Below are 18,219 nucleotides of genomic sequence, written 5' to 3'. Positions count from 1 at the left end.
GAATTAAGCTTCGATTTCAGTAACCATACCTGAACCAACAGTACGTCCACCTTCACGGATAGAGAAAGTAGTACCTTGTTCAACGGCGATTGGGTGGATCAACTCAACGTCGATAGTTACGTTATCACCAGGCATTACCATTTCAGTACCTGCTGGAAGTTCGATTGAACCTGTAACGTCAGTTGTACGGAAGTAGAACTGTGGACGGTAGTTGTTGAAGAATGGAGTGTGACGTCCACCTTCTTCTTTAGTAAGGATGTAAACTTCACCCTTGAATTTAGTGTGTGGGTTGATTGAACCTGGTTTAGCGATAACTTGACCACGTTCGATTTCATCACGTTGGATACCACGAAGAAGTACACCTACGTTGTCCCCTGCAAGACCTTCGTCAAGCTGTTTACGGAACATTTCAACACCAGTAACAACTGCTTTTTGGATTTCTTCTTTGATACCAACGATTTCGATTTCATCGTTGACACGAACAGTACCACGGTCGATACGTCCTGAAGCAACTGTACCACGACCAGTGATTGAGAATACGTCTTCGACTGGAAGAAGAAGAGGTTTGTCAGTATCACGTTCTGGTTCTGGGATGTACTCATCAACAGTGTTCATCAATTCCATGATGATGTCTTCGTACTTAGTATCACCTTCAAGAGCTTTAAGAGCTGAACCTTGGATAACTGGAAGATCGTCACCTGGGAAGTCGTATTCTGACAAGAGGTCACGGATTTCCATTTCAACCAATTCAAGCAATTCTTCGTCATCAACCAAGTCGATCTTGTTCATGAAGACGATAAGGTGTTTAACACCAACCTGACGTGAAAGAAGGATGTGCTCACGAGTTTGTGGCATTGGTCCGTCAGTTGAAGCTACTACAAGGATAGCTCCGTCCATTTGAGCGGCACCAGTGATCATGTTTTTAACGTAGTCCGCGTGTCCTGGAGCGTCGATGTGAGCGTAGTGACGTTTTTCAGTTTCGTACTCAACGTGCGCAGTGTTGATAGTGATACCGCGTTCGCGTTCTTCTGGAGCAGCATCGATAGACGCATAGTCTTTTGGTTGGTTAACTGATGAAGGCAAGCGACGTGCCAATACAGTTGTGATAGCTGCTGTCAAAGTAGTTTTACCGTGGTCAACGTGTCCGATAGTACCAATGTTAACGTGTGGTTTACTACGATCGTATTTTTCTTTTGCCATTTGAGTAAAAGCCTCCAATAAAATATATTTTATAGATAGACAGTAGGCAATACAGTCTAACTTTCCTTACTATTTTATCAAATTTTACTGAAAATGCAAGCCTTTTACACATTTTTTGTCAATTATTCCTTATCGAGCTTATAGTAAGGCTGATTGGGAACGGAAGCACCGATACTCGAAGCATAAATCCACTCTTTTCCTTCTAATTGAGTGAAATTTTCAGCTTTTCCTGTCAAGATGACACCGGAGAAAGTCAATTGATCCCGATTTTCTGGTTCACGAATATCTAGCTGTCCAAATTTCTTGAGATAGGCATCAACATCATTATACATGTTGTACCCACTAAGACTTGGGAAAAGATTTTTATCTGCCTTTTTCAGATAATCCAAGAAAGTCTGCTGCTCTTTCTTAGCCTCTTTTGCCTTCTTCCTAAAATCTAAGTCATAAGTAAAGAGAAGACTAGCATTAGCTCCATAGGTGAACTGGGGATCGGAAAACAGTTCAATACCTTTTTCACCACCTTCTGACTGGCTGCCAATCCAGTACCAGTTAATCTTGAGGTTGTTCGGTATCAGCTTCTGGATTTCCTTATAGGTATAAGCTTTATCAAAAGTCAAAGCTACTTCCACCAATTGATTTGGCATTTCTTTGACAGAAGCCAACTCCTTAGGCATAGAATTACTATCCTTTGTCCCCTTGGCATTGATATTATAGAAGACCGGATATTTTTGACGCAGGGTTCGCGTATAGGTCCCCGAGAGAGACAGATAAGTCCCTTCCGCAGTCGTATCTTTAAAAGCACCTATGAGAGAATAGTTTCCCTCATAGGAAGGATAAGCCACCTTCACTCCATCTAAATCTTTGAAACGATCAGAATGTAAGGTTCCTGAAAACAAAGAATTTTGAGTGTAGTAAAGACTGTCATAGTCAACATTAGGGTAGGCGATTTCCGACATAACTTCGTACTCTTTCTGCAAATTTCGACCATTACTCGAGGCTAATTCTATCAATCCCTTTCCTAGTAAAAGCAAAAAAGCTAAGGAGACAAGACTACTGATGGCAACTGTCTTCCAAAGTCGTTTCCGTTTACTTTTCTTCGCTAAAATTTCAAATGTTTCCATTTTTATATCCTTTCTTTTCCAATTTATGGCGGAGCTTAACTCGGTTACGCATGAGTTGCACTTTCACTTTACTTACAGAATACGACATAATATGAGCGATCTCCTTTACTGTAAAATTTTGGAAATAATAAAGATCCAAAAGCATTGCTTCCTTAGTTGGGAGTTCTTCTATCGTCGTCCTTAACAGCTCATAATGGTCGTTCTCAAATGGTTGAATCACATCTTGTTTGAAAAATTCCTTTTGCAAAATTTCTAGATAATGCTGATCGCGTCTATAGCGATCGATATAGCGGCGGATAGAAACCCGATACATCCAAGCTCGCATTTTCTCTGCTGGGATGACCAGATCAGTCTCTAACATTTTGACAAAAACATCCTGTACCACATCTTCTGCCTCGGCCTTAGAAGCTCCTGACTTTTGCAAGTAGAAGACGATCTCTCGAGCAAAGCTAATCAAGATGCTTTCGTATTCATCCAGTTTGATAATCTCACCTCCCCACAACTTCTCTTCAAATCTCTCCCTACTTGCATTCCTTTAAAAAGCAGAATAATAGTGAAAAGTCTTTCTAATCCAAAGCTCGCAGCTGCTACTTTTCATTTGATACTACTTTTCTCTATGCAATACTTTTCTATTCTTCCCCCTTTCTACTAGTATAACGAATAGAAAGACATTTTGGTTACAAAAGTTTAAAAGACGACAAAAAACCCCAGATAGATTGAAACTATCTAGGATTGATATCTTATAGATTTTATTGAGAGATTGACTCTGAGTTAGTGATTTGTTCAGAAGCATTTCCCAGAGCCTGTTCTGCAGTTTCAGCCTGAGACTGATGAGCTTCTACTGAATGAACTGATTCAGCTGGTTCTGAAACTGAGGCTGAGAATGCTGATTGGGTTGAATCTTGAGTTTGGGCTTGGCTAGCAGCAAACGGTTGAGTTGGCTGGTTCACTTGATTTTGACCAAAAGGTTGCTGAGGCTGGCTAAATTCTTGATTTTGAACTGGTGCTTGTTGCTGAGCAAATGGTTGCTCTTGGTTAACAGGCTGACTAAACTGTTGGTTTTGAGCTGGCTGTTGAACTTGACCAAATTGTTGGTTTTGTGTCGGCTGTTGTTGTCCTTGGAATCCAGGCTGAGCAAACTGTTGGTTTTGAACTGGTTGTTGAGCTTGACCAAATTGCTGACCTTGGAATCCTTGTTGACCATAAGGAGCTCCTTTAACTTGCTGAGCTGGTTTGCTAGCTTGGCAAAGCAAGACAATTAAAGCAATACTACATGGCAAGCTGACTAAAGCAGCTAGGATATTCAACACTGGAATGAAGGAAGCTAGTGAAGGCCCTACAGTGAGAAAAATAAATGCCCAATGGAAGCCAGCATCACGAAGACGACGAACAGCGATGGCAAGATTAGGAACGATTGTTGCAAGCCAATAGATGGCAAGTAAGAACATTATGAACACAGCCAAACCAGCGCCAGCCGTAGCTCCAGATAAATCTGGTTCATAATCGTATAGTCCTGCATAATAAACTTCACTAAAAAGCGGAATGAGAAAACCAAAAAGGGCAATCAACGAAAATGGTAAGGTAATCAAAAAATGACATAGGACAACCCACCAGTAATCCGAACGGCTTGAACGACCACTAAAGTCTGCATAACGAGTCCAAAATTTTTTATAAGCAGAAAACATAGAAATCTCCTCTAAATTTTTATTAACAGAATTCATTGTATCATAATTTTAGCTCGAAATCAAGGTAAGTTAATCTTGGCTCACTCTCAGAGCAAGGAAACAGGGGTTACTTTACCGTTTCGATTTCCCATGAATCCCAGCCACTGAAGCGAATAGCTCCTTGTTCATCTGTACGAAAAATCTGTGTCTGAATGTTCTCAAATCTGTCCAGAGTTTCCCGGTGAGGATGCTTGTAGCGGTTATTCTTACCGGCAGAAATGAGGGCAATTTTGGGCTGAAGCTGATGTAAAAATTCTGGGCTGGAGGAGCCCTTAGAACCGTGGTGTCCTGCTTTTAAAACATCCACCTTGAGTTGCGGAAAATGCCGCATCAAGCTAGCTTCGCCTTTCTCCTCTAAGTCTCCCGTAAACAAAAAACTGGTTCCAAAAAATTGTCCATATAAGACGACAGAGTCGTCATTACTGCCGTCGCCCGTCTCCTCAGGATAAAGAACTTGCAGTGCTCCATCAAAAATTGGAAGGCTATCTCCTACTTCTACCGCATGAACTCCCGTCTGCATCCGCTCCAATTTCTCCACAAAATCCGACTGGGTCAAACTTCCCTTAGATACGTAAATTTCCTTTATAGAAAAATGCTTGGCTACTTCCAGCATATCGCCTATATGGTCCGTATCGGTGTGGGTCAAAACCAGCACATCCAAGCGGCTCACTCCCCGACTTTTCAGATAGGGAATCAAGGTCTTTTCTGCATTTGTCGAAGAAATCCGCTTCTGCCAGGCTTCTTTCTTGCCAATTTCAACTCGACCACCCACATCAATCAGAACAGATTTCCCCCGCCAATCGCGCAAGAAAATGCTATCTCCCTGCCCAATATCAATGACTGTAATTTCATTTTGTAGAGGATGTTTAGTAAGGAAAAATAGCAGAGCAAGAACCAAGCTAAGTAAGGTCACAACTTTCTTCTGTCTGCGAAAATCATAGAGCAAGCCAAGTGTGATAAGCAGGCCTAGCATCATCCAGATAGATGGCTGACCAAAAGCCACTGGCCGTGAGGAAATAGACGCCGTCCAACGAATCAACTCTTCCAGCAGTTCAAACAAGACATTGACCTGAGTGATTTTCAAAAGAGGTGATAGGACAAAAATAAAGGTCAGGGCTGGAAGCATAAAAAGATCAAAAACGACTGAGAATAGAAAAGTCAGCAGAACAGACCAAGGCTGAAATTCAGAAAAATAGAAAATCAGAATCGGCAAAATTCCCAGTGAAATGGTCAAACTTTCTGCCAGCACCTTTCTCATAGGAGGCAAATGTTCAAAATCCATGACAGAGATGACAAAAGCATAGGCACAGGAAAGAACGCCACCCGTCGTCAAGAGAAAATTTGGCATGAAAATGGCTAATAGCATGATTGTCAAAGCAAAGTTGTCCAGCTTAGTCACACCAAACTGCGAGAGCAGCTTTTGCACTAAACTCCTCACGACTGATACTGAAAAGCCCGTCAAACCTGCATAGATAAAGGAAAAAGGGAGCTGTATCCAATCGACAGTTTCTCTTTTTAAACCAGATTTGAGGAGAATCCTGCGAAAACCATCCATGAAATAGCCGACCTGCATCCCAGATAGGGCAAAGAGATGGATAATCCCCAGACTGGAATAAAGTTCATTCATCTCAGCAAAATCTGTATCCAAATCACCAAACAAAAGTCCAGTCATATAGTGGCTCATGGGGCTAGGAAAATTTGCCTTGATATAAACCAAGGCTTTTCTGCGCCAGACCGACAGCCAGTCCCAAGGATTAAGACTGCTAAAATGCTGACTGGACTTGATTTGATTGATTTTCAAAATCCTGTAAATCCCTTGCGTTTTTAGATAAGCCCGATAGTCAAAGCCTGAAAAATTGCGTTGATCTTCTGCTAAACTGAGCTCTCCATCAATCTCCAAAAGCAGTTGATCGCTCAGCTTTTGAAAAGCGATTTTTTCCTTTTCTGACTGGATTTTATAAAAGGCCTGATAAGTTCGACCATTAGAATGACCGCGAAAAGAAAGCGAGTCGCCATTGACTTTAATTGTATCTGGCTTCATCACAATGGCAGAAATAGTTTCCGGTTCATCTTGAAAGGCTTGATTAGCCATTTCTCTCCGAAATAGGAAAAATCCTGTAAAGAGACTCAAGAACACCAAAACAAGCAGACTATTTCTAGTCGAATAAAGCCAAAAGAGCCGAACAAGAAGGACTGCCAAACCTAGATAAGTTGGCAGACTGCCTGTGTAAACTGCAAAGTAGGCCAGCACCAGCAAAAGACAAAAATAGATGGGTTTGATAGGAAATTTATTTATCCACTGTGACATAGTCTTTTAATTTTTCTAAGGTTTTTGCACCGATTCCTAAAACATTTTTCAGCTCATCTACTGACTTAAACTTGCCATTGGCTTCCCGATAAGCGATGATATCTTGCGCTTTCTTTTGACCGATGCCTGAAACTGTCTGAAGTTCAGCTTCGGTCGCCGTATTGAGATTGACCAAGCCAGACTTCCCTTTTGCCGTTTCTCCATTTCCAGCGGGCGTCTGACTAGCTTGCGTCACATCTGCCCCTTCCTCACCGACTTTAGCTACATAGACAACTGCCTCATCTGTTAATTTTTGTGCTTGGTTGATAGATTTTGACTCGGCATCTGGCAATAGGCCACCTGCTTTTTGTAGAGCATCGTGCACACGCGCTCCTGCCTGCAACTGATAAACTCCTGGATTTTTGACAGCTCCTTTGACATCAACGGTGACTTCTTTCTCAGATTCCTCTGGATCCATATCTTTTTCTGAGTCTATTTTTTCTTGATTCGCACTTCTTTTTTCTGCATTGGTTTCAGATGAAGCTGATGTCACCATTTCCTGAGCCAGTGCGCTGACCTGATTCTGTGGCTGAGGATTGCCCTTCAGCAAGAAAAAGCCAGCCAAGACGACTCCTATCAAAGAAAGTCCAACAAAAATCTTGTATTCCTTTAATTTTTCAACTATTTCTTCAAACATATTTTTTCTCCTTTATCTTTATATTCGTAAAAAATTCAAAAAAATATGACAAAGCAAGAGAATTTTCAGCTTATCATATTTTAAAATCTTTATTTTGCAAGAAGTAGTAGATAGAAAGGACATTGATGAAAATAGAAGCTGTAATATCAATCTGCTTTGCTTATCCTGTATATCCAAGCTTCTAACTTTTTAGCTCTGCTATGTAAAAAAACCAGATTTGCCAAAAGAAAAGCCATCACAAGCACGCTTAGAATCAGAAGCAGCGGCCAAGAAACTGACTGCTGACTCAGATAAAGGACAAAGACTAAGATGAGTATAGGAAAAGTCGTCAAAGCTGTGAAGCCGCCCGGTACCCAGCGACGAAAGCGAAACACTTGCATAATATGGACCAGCAGATGGAGGGTATGACAGAAACCAATAGCCAAAGCCAGCTCGGGAATGCGAAATAGAATGGCAAGCAGCAAGAGAATAAAAGCCAGTAAAAATTCCTCCGCAATCATCAGAGCAATGCTTTCAGCAGAAAGATAACTTCCTCTTTTGGCAATGAACATCTCCTTTTGATAGCCTTGATGGTTTTGATTCTGAGAAATCCAAGGCCGAATCAGGATAATCTCATCAAACTCGTGCAGCATAAACAGTGATAAGGTTACAAAAGATAAAAAAGCAAGAGACATAGCATCCTCCTTATAAAACATACCAACATTATAGCTCACTCGCATAAAAAAATCAGCTCCCAAGCAAGATTGCTAAGGAAGCTGATTCGTATCTTATTTTCTATGCTTATCTGGATCCCAGACAAAGCTTGCAAGGAAACTAAAAATGAAAGTTAGAATACCAATCAATGCTGCTGGAATAAAGGCAATTGCTCGTAAAATCCGCCAGAAGATATTTGGTTTTTTACCTGTCTGGTAGGGCGCTACTTCTGCATCCAAGCGGTCAAACTCTGCCTGAATCCGACGAGCCACTTCTTCCACTCCTTCATCGTTCATCTTTTTGATATCAGAAATATCAATTGGATTGCCGAAGTTCATATCCACGCGCTCCCCAGCTGCCAAACCTTTGAGGCTCATGGGACCAGCATAGACAACTGGCATGATCCGAACCTTAGCCATCTTAGCAATCACTGCCACTCCTCCCTTGACATCCGTAGAATGGCGGCTGCCGCTCGGGAACATAATAAGGGAACGATTGCTCTTTTTCAGCATATTGACAGGGTATTTGATAGCTGACGGACCAGGATTTTCCCGGTCGATAGGAAAGGCACCACACATGCGAATCCACCAGCCGAACACGCGATTTTCAAAGAGCTGTTTCTTGGCCATGAAAATGAACTGCTTGGGCTTGGTCGCAAAAGCCATGTAAACTGGATCCCACCATGTCCGGTGAGGGGCAACCAAGATATAGTTTTCATCTTGTGAAGGAATCTTCTCTTTATTATGGTAATGGGCATTGCCATTCAAAGCCCAGAGGATAAAAATTACCAATCCTCGCAAATAGGTATAAAACATAAACTCTCCTTATTTCAAACTGTGATTGTACTTGAAATTTATTACATCCTTTCCCATTATACCCTATACCCTTATAGTCTGCAATATTTTTCCAAACTTTGGCTGTAACAGCTGATTTCGATAGCTATTTCTATAAAAAAATGGTATCATTATTTTCATGAATAAGAAAGAATTAATTGGTTTAAACCAAACCCAAGTAGATGAAAAGATTTCGCAGGGCTTGACCAACGATTTTACAAGTGACACCAGTACTAGTAACTGGCAAATCGTTAAGCGGAATGTTTTCACCCTTTTTAATGCCCTAAACTTTGTAATTGCTCTGGCCTTGGTCTCTGTCCAAGCTTGGAGCAATCTGGTCTTCTTCGCAGTCATCAGCTTTAACGCCGTCACTGGTATTATTACGGAGCTGCGGGCCAAGCACATGATTGACAAGCTCAATTTGGTAAGCCGAGAGCTGGTCACAGTCATCCGCGACGGCCAGGAAGTCAAGATTCAGCCAGAAGAAATTGTACTGGGCGATCTGATCAAGCTGTCAGCCGGCGAGCAAATTCCCAGTGATGCCCATGTAGTAGAGGGTGTTGCCGAGGCCAATGAAGCCATGCTGACAGGTGAGAGTGATTTGGTTCTCAAGGAAGAAGGCGCTGAGCTGCTGTCTGGTAGCTTTCTGGCCAGTGGGCAGATCTATGCTGAGGTGCATCATGTCGGTGCAGACAACTATGCTAACAAGCTTATGACTGAGGCTAAAACACTCAAGCCTATCAACTCGCGTATTCTTTACAATCTTGGGAAAATTTCCCGCTTTACCGGAAAAATCATTATTCCTTTCGGAATGGCTCTCTTCTTTGAAGCCCTAATGATAAAGGGATTGCCTGTAAAAAACTCTGTCATTACTAGCTCGACAGCTCTTTTGGGTATGCTGCCTAAGGGAATCGCTCTGCTAACAGTCACGTCACTCCTGACAGCTGTCATCAAGCTAGGTATGCGCAAGGTTCTTGTTCAGGAAATGTATTCTGTTGAGACCTTGGCTCGAGTCGATACCCTCTGTCTGGACAAGACCGGGACAATTACCCAAGGTAAGATGACTGTTGAAGCCTTGCATAGCCTGTCAGACAAGTTTTCTGATGATACCGTTGGTCAAATCTTGGCAGCCTACATCCAAACCAGCGAGGATAATAACCCAACTTCTCAGGCCATCCGCAAGGGCTACGGCCATTTAGAGCACAACTATACTAGCGACAATGTCATCCCATTTTCTAGTGACCGAAAATGGGGCGCTATGTATTTATCCAGTGTCGGAACCATCTTTCTGGGAGCGCCCGAAATGCTACTGGACAGCAATCCTGCAGCGGTTGGAGAGGCCCAAAAACGCGGATCGCGGGTTTTGGTGCTGGCTCACAGCGACCAAGTGCTAGACAAACACAGTATCCAACTGCCTGAAGATATGACCGCTTTAGCTGTTCTGGAAATCACTGATCCTATCCGTGAGGGAGCGGCTGAGACGCTGGACTACCTGCGCTCTCAGGATGTTGATCTGAAAATCATCTCTGGTGACAATCCAGTGACTGTTTCACATATCGCGAGCCAGGCTGGATTTGCCAACTACGATAGCTACATCGACTGTTCTAAAATCAGCGATCAAGAACTTGTTGAGCAAGCAGAAGAAACAGCCATCTTCGGCCGTGTTTCTCCTCATCAGAAGAAACTGCTGATCCAGACTCTTAAAGCCGCTGGTCGGACAACAGCCATGACCGGAGATGGTGTTAATGATATCTTGGCCTTGCGTGAAGCAGACTGTTCCATCGTCATGGCCGAGGGAGACCCCGCAACTCGGCAAATTGCTAACTTGGTTCTTCTGAACTCCGACTTTAACGATGTCCCTGAGATTCTTTTTGAAGGCCGCCGGGTCGTTAACAATATCGGCCGGATTGCTCCGATTTTCTTCATCAAGACCATTTATTCCTTTATCCTGGCTATCATCTGTATTGCCAGTATCCTGCTAGGAAAACCGGAATACCTCTTGATTTTCCCATTCATTCCGATTCAAATCACCTTGATTGACCAGTTTGTCGAAGGTTTCCCACCCTTTGTCCTCACTTTTGAGCGCAATATCAAACCAGTTGAAAAGCACTTCCTCAAACGCTCCCTACAGCTGGCTCTGCCAAGCTCCCTCATGATTATCTTCAGCGTGCTATTTGTCCGTATCTGGGGCAGCAGCCATGGCTGGAGCAACATAGAAATGTCCACCCTGACCTACTACTTGCTAGGCAGCATCAGCTTCTTGTCAGTCATTCGGGCCTGCCTGCCACTCAACCTCTGGCGCGCTCTTCTGATCATTTTTTCAGTCGCAGGCTTCTATCTATCCGCCTTTGTCCTGCAACACCTTTTGGAAATTGCAACGCTGACAGCCGCAACCTTGCCAGTCTATCTGATTCTCATGGTTTTCTTTATCGGAATTTTCATCGCTTGCACCATCAAGCAAAAATATGAATTCAACTAAAATTCGCACCTGACTGTTTCTGTCAGGTGTTTTTTCCTATAAAATTTCTCTTTCTTCTTTGGAATGGCACTTAATCATGCTATAATGTTGGTATGACAGAAACAAAATTAAAAGACGGAGAAAGAGTTAATCAGCTCTTTTCCACTGATATTAAAATCATTCAAAATAGCGAGGTTTTTAGCTATTCAGTCGATAGTGTCCTGCTTTCTCGCTTTCCAAAATTACCCAAACGAGGGCTCATCGTTGATCTCTGCGCTGGAAACGGGGCTGTTGGTCTCTTTGCTAGCACACGGACTCAGGCCCAGATTCTAGCGGTGGAAATTCAGGAACGTTTGGCAGATATGGCCCAGCGTTCCATTGAATTAAATAACCTTACTCAACAGATGCAGGTCATCCATGATGACTTGAAAAATCTAGGCAACCACATCTCTGGCAGTAAGGTTGACATCATTCTCTGCAATCCTCCCTATTTCAAGGTCGATGAACATTCCAATCTCAACGGCAGTGAGCATTATCTGCTAGCGCGTCACGAAGTTGCTACGAATTTAGAAGAAATTTGCACGATTGCCCAGCGAGTTCTCAAGTCCAATGGTCGCTTAGCAATGGTTCACCGTCCTGACCGATTTTTGGATATTTTAGAAACTATGAAAAACCATAATCTAGCGCCCAAGCGCATCCAGTTTGTCTATCCCAAGCAGGGGAGAGAAGCCAATATGCTCTTAATCGAGGCTATTAAAGATGGTTCACCAGACGGCCTGAAAATCCTCCCACCTCTCTTTATCCACGAGCAAGACGGCAGCTATACACCAGAAATTCAAGAGATTTACTATGGAAAATAAAGCCTATATGTATGTCCTTGAATGCGGAGACGGCACCCTCTACACAGGCTATACTACCGATGTAGAAGCTCGTCTCAAAACACATCAGTCTGGAAAAGGAGCCAAGTACACTCGCGCCCGATTGCCCGTCACACTCATCTATCAAGAGGAACATCCCGACAAATCTGCAGCCATGTCGGCTGAAGCTCTTTTCAAAAAGAAGAAACGAGCTGAAAAACTAGCTTATATAGAAGAAAAACGTAGTAAGTCCTGAAACTTACTACGTTTTTTGATTTCTACATTCAAGATTAAATTAGATGCGTTCTTTCCATGAAGTCGCTGTTGTTTGAAGAACCTTGTTGAGTTCATCAATGTTCTCAAATCCAGTTGTGCGAAGCCATTCACGAGCTGCTGCCTCACCGTCTTTGATGTAAGCTTCAACTGATCCTGCCCAGGTTGCACGGCCACAAAGAACTCCATTGAAGTTTGCGCCTGATTCGTGGGCAAAGACAAGAGTTTCTTGGAAGAGTTTAGCTGATACACCCGCACTCAAGTAGATGTATGGCAAGTTAGTTGCTTCATCTTGTGCTTTGAAGAAAGCTGCTGCTTCTTCACGAGTATGCACGATTTCACCATCGCCAAAGCCTTCAACGTATTTGACATTGACTGGAACTTCCACTTTCAAGACATCGATGTTAAAGCGTGGGTCTGAGAAAACCTTCATGGCACCGATAACCTTGTGTGGTTTCACTTTTGCGTATTCAGCAGAGCCAGCGTCAGCGATTTTTTCATCGTAAGCGAGGATTTCAAGGAAGAATGGAATATCTTCTGCCACACACTCAGAACCAATGCGTTCGATGTAGGCTTGTTTTTGTTGGTTGAGTTCGTCAGAACTGTCTACGTCATAGTAAAGCAAGAATTTGACTGCATCTGCACCTTGTTCCTTGATACGTTTGGCAGACCAAATATCCAAGCAGTCTGGCAAGCGTTTGGTGCTAGTTGTGTCATAACCTGTTTTCTCATAAGCAAGAAGAAGACCAGCATTAGCATCAAGCGCTTTTGTAGCTGGAAGTCCATACTCAGGGTCAAGAAGCATAGAGGATGCGTGTTTAGTCAATTCATCTGCTACCAAGACTTTGAGTTCTTCCATTTGAGCAACTGTTGGTTCTTCTGTTTGGTATTGAGCCATGAGGCGTTTCAAAGCACCACGTTGGTCAAAGGCAAGAGCTGAGATGATGCCGTTCTCGTCAGAGAGTTTTTCCAAATATTTGCGTTTTTGTTCTGTTAAAGCCATTTTATACCTCTTTTACTATTAATTGATCATATAGAGCTTGATAGTTGGCCATATTGACATGACCTGTCATTTTTTCTTGAGCATTGAGCATACCAAGGACATTTGCCTTGATGAGAAGTTCTGCATCTGATTCCTTATGAAGAAGTCCTGATGAAATGCCTGCAACAGTAGAATCTCCAGATCCGACAGGATTGACTACCTGAATTCTTGGAATATCTACCTTGTAGAAAGTATCACCATGTTTAGCAAAAGCACCATTGGCACCAAGTGAAACGATAATCCACTCAATCCCTGCAAATAAAGGTTCTTGAAGAACTTCTTTTAATTCATCCAAATCTTCTGAAACTTCTTTCCCAAGAAGTTGAGACAACTCTTCGTTATTTGGTTTGATTACTGTTGGTTTGTGTGGTGATGCAAGAACCGCCTGAAGTGCTGCACCAGAGCAGTCCAGAACAACTGGTTTTCCTGCTCGATTAGCAAGTTCTACCAAGTTTGCATAGTAGTCAACTGGAAGACCTGCTGGAAGACTACCAGAGATAGCCACTACTTCCACAGTGTCAAGAAGATTTTCAAAATGAGCCAAGAAATCTTGCCCTTCTTGTTCCAGAACTTCGGGCCCTTTCTCAAGAATTTCTGTTTGGTTGTCTCCGTGTAGAATAGCGATACAGTTACGAGTCTCTCCTTGAATGGAGAAGAAATCTTTCGTTACTTTATCATCGATATGTTCTACCAAAAATTCACCAAGTTTACCACCGACCAAACCAGTAGCAGCAACAGAATCACCAAATTCTGAAAGAACTCGTGTAACATTGAGACCTTTACCACCAGCTGTTTTTGTCACGTCCACCACACGGTTGACAGTGTCAATTTTTAATTCATCCAAAGGATAAGAAATATCAATGGATGGATTCATTGTGACTGTTAAAATCATGCGTCACCTCTTAGTCGTGGTATTCACCGCGATCCCATTTTTCAAGGAATTCTGTAAAGAAGTTTGCATCTGCTTGATGAGCATTGTGAGTTTCAACGTGCTCGATTTTAGCGATCAATTTTTTGTTTTCTTCTGATGGTTTGTATTCAGCATTGATGAAAGCTTCGATGATATCACACATGAGCAATTCACCAGTGATTTTTCCACCAAAACCAATAACGTTGGCATTCAACTGTTCTTTAGCGTAAAGAGCTGTTGTCATATCACGAACCAAAGCAGAACGGACTCCAGGAACTTTATTTACAGCGTTGTTGATACCAACTCCAGTACCACAGATACATACCCCAAGATCAGCTTGACCGCTAGTTACAGCTTCACCGACTTTTTTACCAAAAATTGGGTAGTGAGTACGTGTATGATCATAGGTACCAAAGTCAATGACTTCATATCCTTTTGATTTCAAAAATTCTGAAACCGCCATTTTTTCATCTGTTACGATGTGGTCACATCCAATTGCAATTCTCATTAGTTATTCCCTCCGATTAATTATATAAATCTCATATCATTTATCCTTACTCAAGAAAAATCAAGATTAGCTTAGGAAGCGAGCTGCGAGCATAACTGAAGTTAGCTAAAGGGAGCTGACGACAGATTATCTTGATTTTTGAAGAGTATTAGCACATTTTGTTCAACATATCGACCCGAATTTGGTGACGTCCACCGTCGTATTTACCATTAACAAAACCTTTAGCAATGTTTTTCGCCAATTCATCACCAACAGTTTCTGCTCCCATAGTAATCATACGTGAGTTGTTGTGTCCACGAGTCATATAAGCTGAACGTTCATCAGATACTTCTGCGGCAACCATTCCTTTAATCTTAGTTGCAACCATGAACGGACCAGCACCATAGGCATCAATCACGATACCAAGGTTTTGTTCTTCTTTGTTTACTTCTGCAGCAACAGCAAGAGTCACATCAACAAAGTCTTGACCTTCAGCCGTAACATCCACTACGTGGAAGTTTTCTTTTTCCAAGAAGTCTTTCACAACTTCTTTCAATCTCAAACCTGCAGCATCTGCACCAATGATAATAGACATATTAAGTCCTCCTTTAATTTTCTATATAATGAACTAAAATGTTTTAAAACATTAAACGTTATTTGATTCACAAGTTTATAATACAACATTTTGTGTTCGTTGTCAACATTATATGTTTGTTTTTAAACATTTTTAAAATTTTTCTTTAAAAAATAGTAATATCAAATCCAATTTCTTCTTTTTCTCCTGCTGGGAGTAGACGGACATTTTTCTTGCTTTCTAAATAATCTCCCTCTTCTAACGAGGTCGACAAGCCTGACCAAGGTTCCAAGGCTATAAATGGTCCTTTGTTAATAGTTGACCAGATGATTAGATTTGGAAATTCTTGAAAATCCAAACGTAACCCTTTATCATGATTCCGAGAACGAAGAGCAACAGTCCGCGATTTTAGCTCATCAAGAGTCACTGCATCTTTAGCAAAGATAGCATAGCCCAAATTTAGTTCTTTTTGATGATCTAGGAAACTTGAACGTTCGAGAAAGTTCAACATACCAGTTTCAGGATAAGAGAGAGGAACACTGCAGGTTTCTTCCTCTTCAAACTCCAAATAGTAATCCTCATACTTTTCATCATCAAGTAAAGGGCAGTTAAAGCCGGGATGGCCTCCGATGAAGTACGGCATGTCGCCACTATCTCCAAGATTTTCTACGATATACTGGGTGCGAAGCTTCTTACCAGTCAAGCTATAGCGAATCGATAAGCGGAAATGATAGGGATAGTTCTGAAACATCTCCTCTGTGTCCTCAATAGCAAAAGTCACACTCGTATCCGTTTGTTCAACCAATTCAAATTCTTTCTTGCGAACGAGACCATGCCGAGGAATGACTCCACTCGCTTCTTGACCATCTTTTAATGCATAGTGAGCAGTGTCATTACGCAAACTCCCGCAAATGGGGAAAAGAACTGGAGCTTGACCACTCCAATAGGTCGCATCACCCTGCCAGAGGTATTCTACACCATCCTTATCCTTGATTGAAGAAAGTGCTCCTCCCAATTTCTCAAACTGCACTGTCAATTCATAGTTTTCTAGCGCGATCACCATCCAAATCTCCTCTCTACTTCAGAGAAAAAGCAGGCTTCTGACTTCTCTCTGCTTAGCCTTTTCTATTTATTACATAGGAAAAGCTAGATTATCAACATTCCCATTTGGAAATGGACAATCTAGCTTCCCTAGTCTTACAATATTTAACAATAGTTAACGGATATTATTTCGCTTTTGCTGCATATTCTGCATTCCGTTTGATCATTTGCTTTCTGTACCAAGCAAAGATTCCAATATAAGCACCAAGGAAGACAATAGCACCAATGATAGCTTTAATATCACCTGTAGTAGTATTACCAATAGTCCAGCCCAAGAGTTTTTCGATTGGTCCTTCAAGTGTTGAATGAGTGATCAATTGAGACTGGCTAACTCCTTCAGGGAAGGCACCTACGCCTTTAGCAAGTTCTGTTGCAAACGGTGCAATCAGGGTACCTGAAAGAAGGAAGAGTGGTAACAAGAGTGTTCCAAAGACAATCATACGAAGCAATTTACCACGAGTAACAACCAGAAGGGCAGGTGTCACACCCATTGCGATGATACCAGCCAATGGCAAGATACCGTTCCCTACATTAGAAAGCAGAACTGCTTCAATCAACATGATTGGGGCAAGTACGTTAGCGCAGGCCCAGATTTCTGCACGACCAGCGATAAATGGCCAGTCAAGACCGATGTTGAATTTACGTCCTTGAAGACGCTTTGTTGCTACGTTAGTAATACCTTGTGAAAGTGGTTCCACGGCTGCGATAAACCATGATCCGATAAGTGAGAAGAGCTCCAAGCAGACACCGGCAGTCAAACCGAGAGACAACCATCCTTTAATAACCAATTGCCATGTGTTACCATCTTCTACACCTGCTACTGGGTGCGGAGTTCCCATGATACCGATAACTATACCGAGAAGGAAACCGATGAAGAATTTAGATCCCCAGAAACCGATTTTCTTGTTCAAAGCGGCAGCATCAAAGTCATATTTGTCCAACCCAGGGAAGAATTTGTCAAAAATCTTATCCAAAACCATGATAACAGGGTTCATCATGTAGTTCATGTGAGTTGAAGTCATTGGTGATGAACTTGGCGCATTCAACAAATCATCAAAAGTTGGTTTCATCAAGTCAGAGTTGATAATCTTCAAGACACCAACCAAGACAACTGCTAAAGTTGCAATCAAAAGTGATACGGCAGGACTTACATGGCTCTTATCTGCATACCATTTGATGAGCAAGCCAGTGATTGACAAGTGCCAAATATCAAAGATATCCACATCCAATGTATCTGTTTTCTTTATAGCTAACATCACAACATTGACAATGAGCATGATGAGCAAGAAGTACAAGGTCCATGGAGAACCCCAAGTGATAGTTGCAAGCGGTGCCCAACCAACGTCAGTGATGTTCAACTGAATACCAGTGTTTTCAACGAATTTAGCAAGTGAAGCTGAGAAAGCTCCGTTAAGCATACCGATGATGGCACCGATACCAGTAAGAGCGATGGCAAGTTTGATACCACCTTCAAGCGCTTTGGAGAATTTCACTCCAAAAAGTAAAGCCAATACTGTCAAGATGATCAGCATGATGATAGGACCACCCATATCTAAGATGGGTTTAAAAATCTTATTGGCTAGGTCAATAATGACATCCATAATAATTCCTCCCTTTTTTTGTTATATGAATGTTAACAAGATAAAGAATAGATTAACTTAGTCCGTGCTCTTTAATAGCTGCTTCAATATTGTCAAACACTGGAGCGCTCATTGCAGGAATACGGAACAAGATTGGTCCAGCTTCGATAACTGGGATTCCTGGTTCAAAACCAAGATCTGTTGCAGCGATTGGCGTGAAGATATCATAACCTTGCATTAGATCTTCATTGACATCCTTAACCATCACGGCATCACAATGTACATCATAACCGCGGTTTGACAACTCTTCCTCAAGAGCACTCTTGATTTGGTGACTTGAGTTTACCCCTGCTCCGCAGGCTGCTAAAATTTTAATCATAAT

General features: G+C 42.1%; 18 protein-coding genes. 3 read left to right on the top strand and 15 right to left on the bottom strand.

Features of this window, described 5'->3' with window-relative positions:
- Positions 1-3 precede the first annotated feature (3 nt).
- From tuf to O3651_RS01800, 8 genes are all read right to left on the bottom strand, one after another.
- Entirely contained in the window at positions 4-1,200 is a 1,197-nt protein-coding gene (gene tuf / locus O3651_RS01835; RefSeq protein WP_005590656.1) for an elongation factor Tu, read from the bottom strand.
- Positions 1,201-1,322: 122 nt separating this feature from the next.
- The gene (locus O3651_RS01830; protein ID WP_061909543.1) at positions 1,323-2,321 is read right to left on the bottom strand and encodes an anti sigma factor C-terminal domain-containing protein; all 999 of its coding nucleotides are present in this window, start codon (positions 2,319-2,321) and stop codon (positions 1,323-1,325) included.
- The gene (locus O3651_RS01825) at positions 2,308-2,778 is read right to left on the bottom strand and encodes an RNA polymerase sigma factor (RefSeq protein ID WP_187759273.1); all 471 of its coding nucleotides are present in this window, start codon (positions 2,776-2,778) and stop codon (positions 2,308-2,310) included. The genes O3651_RS01830 and O3651_RS01825 overlap by 14 nt, the downstream gene beginning before the upstream one ends.
- Before the next feature lie 292 nt (positions 2,779-3,070).
- Complete coding sequence (locus O3651_RS01820) at positions 3,071-4,006, bottom strand: DUF805 domain-containing protein (protein WP_149555336.1); 936 nt, start codon at positions 4,004-4,006, stop codon at positions 3,071-3,073.
- 106 nt (positions 4,007-4,112) lie between these two features.
- Positions 4,113-6,353, bottom strand: coding sequence for a DNA internalization-related competence protein ComEC/Rec2 (locus O3651_RS01815; RefSeq protein ID WP_371609359.1), 2,241 nt, complete (start codon positions 6,351-6,353; stop codon positions 4,113-4,115).
- Positions 6,334-7,029 carry a helix-hairpin-helix domain-containing protein gene (locus O3651_RS01810; protein ID WP_371609358.1) on the bottom strand — a complete coding sequence of 232 codons (696 nt, stop codon included), beginning with the start codon at positions 7,027-7,029 and terminating at the stop codon, positions 6,334-6,336. The genes O3651_RS01815 and O3651_RS01810 overlap by 20 nt, the downstream gene beginning before the upstream one ends.
- 146 nt (positions 7,030-7,175) lie before the next feature.
- Positions 7,176-7,724 carry an HXXEE domain-containing protein gene (locus O3651_RS01805; RefSeq protein ID WP_371609357.1) on the bottom strand — a complete coding sequence of 183 codons (549 nt, stop codon included), beginning with the start codon at positions 7,722-7,724 and terminating at the stop codon, positions 7,176-7,178.
- A gap of 72 nt (positions 7,725-7,796) precedes the next feature.
- Positions 7,797-8,537 (bottom strand): 1-acyl-sn-glycerol-3-phosphate acyltransferase, encoded by a 741-nt coding sequence (locus O3651_RS01800; RefSeq protein WP_005590662.1) that lies wholly within the window; start codon positions 8,535-8,537, stop codon positions 7,797-7,799.
- A gap of 157 nt (positions 8,538-8,694) precedes the next feature.
- Here O3651_RS01800 and O3651_RS01795 point away from each other — a divergent pair, with 157 nt between their 5' ends.
- From O3651_RS01795 to O3651_RS01785, 3 genes are all read left to right on the top strand, one after another.
- Positions 8,695-11,034 carry a cation-translocating P-type ATPase gene (locus O3651_RS01795; RefSeq protein WP_371609356.1) on the top strand — a complete coding sequence of 780 codons (2,340 nt, stop codon included), beginning with the start codon at positions 8,695-8,697 and terminating at the stop codon, positions 11,032-11,034.
- Positions 11,035-11,126: 92 nt separating this feature from the next.
- On the top strand, positions 11,127-11,873 hold the full coding sequence (locus O3651_RS01790; protein ID WP_297663775.1) for a tRNA1(Val) (adenine(37)-N6)-methyltransferase: 747 nt from the start codon (positions 11,127-11,129) through the stop codon (positions 11,871-11,873).
- On the top strand, positions 11,863-12,126 hold the full coding sequence (locus tag O3651_RS01785) for a GIY-YIG nuclease family protein (protein ID WP_125405784.1): 264 nt from the start codon (positions 11,863-11,865) through the stop codon (positions 12,124-12,126). The genes O3651_RS01790 and O3651_RS01785 overlap by 11 nt, the downstream gene beginning before the upstream one ends.
- Positions 12,127-12,165: 39 nt before the next feature.
- On the opposite strand, the gene lacD is transcribed toward O3651_RS01785, so the two are convergent.
- From lacD to O3651_RS01750, 7 genes are all read right to left on the bottom strand, one after another.
- Entirely contained in the window at positions 12,166-13,146 is a 981-nt protein-coding gene (lacD, locus tag O3651_RS01780) for a tagatose-bisphosphate aldolase (protein WP_371609355.1), read from the bottom strand.
- 1 nt (position 13,147) lies between these two features.
- The gene (locus O3651_RS01775) at positions 13,148-14,077 is read right to left on the bottom strand and encodes a tagatose-6-phosphate kinase (RefSeq protein WP_371609354.1); all 930 of its coding nucleotides are present in this window, start codon (positions 14,075-14,077) and stop codon (positions 13,148-13,150) included.
- A 10-nt stretch (positions 14,078-14,087) separates the two neighbouring features.
- Entirely contained in the window at positions 14,088-14,603 is a 516-nt protein-coding gene (gene lacB, locus O3651_RS01770) for a galactose-6-phosphate isomerase subunit LacB (RefSeq protein ID WP_001216921.1), read from the bottom strand.
- Positions 14,604-14,751: 148 nt separating this feature from the next.
- The gene (gene lacA / locus O3651_RS01765) at positions 14,752-15,177 is read right to left on the bottom strand and encodes a galactose-6-phosphate isomerase subunit LacA (RefSeq protein WP_005590669.1); all 426 of its coding nucleotides are present in this window, start codon (positions 15,175-15,177) and stop codon (positions 14,752-14,754) included.
- 145 nt (positions 15,178-15,322) lie between these two features.
- The gene (locus O3651_RS01760; RefSeq protein ID WP_371609353.1) at positions 15,323-16,219 is read right to left on the bottom strand and encodes an aldose 1-epimerase family protein; all 897 of its coding nucleotides are present in this window, start codon (positions 16,217-16,219) and stop codon (positions 15,323-15,325) included.
- A gap of 163 nt (positions 16,220-16,382) precedes the next feature.
- On the bottom strand, positions 16,383-17,858 hold the full coding sequence (locus O3651_RS01755; RefSeq protein WP_061909574.1) for a PTS galactitol transporter subunit IIC: 1,476 nt from the start codon (positions 17,856-17,858) through the stop codon (positions 16,383-16,385).
- Positions 17,859-17,910: 52 nt separating this feature from the next.
- Positions 17,911-18,216, bottom strand: a complete 306-nt coding sequence (locus tag O3651_RS01750) for a PTS sugar transporter subunit IIB (RefSeq protein ID WP_005590672.1) — start codon at positions 18,214-18,216, stop codon at positions 17,911-17,913.
- Between the last annotated feature and the right edge of the window lie 3 nt (positions 18,217-18,219).

The organism is Streptococcus sp. 27098_8_73 (assembly GCF_041432495.1).
Lineage (GTDB): Bacteria > Bacillota > Bacilli > Lactobacillales > Streptococcaceae > Streptococcus.
The sequence above is the reverse complement of the archived record's forward strand: the minus strand, read 5'-3'. Positions and strand labels throughout refer to the sequence as shown.

Bases quoted from the DNA above. Each gene is read 5' to 3' on its own strand.
- lacB (WP_001216921.1), bottom strand. From the start codon at position 14,603: ATGAGAATTGCAATTGGATGTGACCACATCGTAACAGATGAAAAAATG.
- O3651_RS01760 (WP_371609353.1), bottom strand. From the start codon at position 16,219: ATGGTGATCGCGCTAGAAAACTATGAATTGACAGTGCAGTTTGAGAAA.
- O3651_RS01795 (WP_371609356.1), top strand. From the start codon at position 8,695: ATGAATAAGAAAGAATTAATTGGTTTAAACCAAACCCAAGTAGATGAA.
- O3651_RS01790 (WP_297663775.1), top strand. From the start codon at position 11,127: ATGACAGAAACAAAATTAAAAGACGGAGAAAGAGTTAATCAGCTCTTT.
- O3651_RS01775 (WP_371609354.1), bottom strand. From the start codon at position 14,077: ATGATTTTAACAGTCACAATGAATCCATCCATTGATATTTCTTATCCT.
- lacA (WP_005590669.1), bottom strand. From the start codon at position 15,177: ATGTCTATTATCATTGGTGCAGATGCTGCAGGTTTGAGATTGAAAGAA.
- O3651_RS01750 (WP_005590672.1), bottom strand. From the start codon at position 18,216: ATGATTAAAATTTTAGCAGCCTGCGGAGCAGGGGTAAACTCAAGTCAC.
- O3651_RS01755 (WP_061909574.1), bottom strand. From the start codon at position 17,858: ATGGATGTCATTATTGACCTAGCCAATAAGATTTTTAAACCCATCTTA.
- O3651_RS01815 (WP_371609359.1), bottom strand. From the start codon at position 6,353: ATGTCACAGTGGATAAATAAATTTCCTATCAAACCCATCTATTTTTGT.
- O3651_RS01830 (WP_061909543.1), bottom strand. From the start codon at position 2,321: ATGGAAACATTTGAAATTTTAGCGAAGAAAAGTAAACGGAAACGACTT.
- lacD (WP_371609355.1), bottom strand. From the start codon at position 13,146: ATGGCTTTAACAGAACAAAAACGCAAATATTTGGAAAAACTCTCTGAC.
- O3651_RS01820 (WP_149555336.1), bottom strand. From the start codon at position 4,006: ATGTTTTCTGCTTATAAAAAATTTTGGACTCGTTATGCAGACTTTAGT.
- O3651_RS01785 (WP_125405784.1), top strand. From the start codon at position 11,863: ATGGAAAATAAAGCCTATATGTATGTCCTTGAATGCGGAGACGGCACC.
- O3651_RS01805 (WP_371609357.1), bottom strand. From the start codon at position 7,724: ATGTTTTATAAGGAGGATGCTATGTCTCTTGCTTTTTTATCTTTTGTA.
- O3651_RS01800 (WP_005590662.1), bottom strand. From the start codon at position 8,537: ATGTTTTATACCTATTTGCGAGGATTGGTAATTTTTATCCTCTGGGCT.
- tuf (WP_005590656.1), bottom strand. From the start codon at position 1,200: ATGGCAAAAGAAAAATACGATCGTAGTAAACCACACGTTAACATTGGT.
- O3651_RS01810 (WP_371609358.1), bottom strand. From the start codon at position 7,029: ATGTTTGAAGAAATAGTTGAAAAATTAAAGGAATACAAGATTTTTGTT.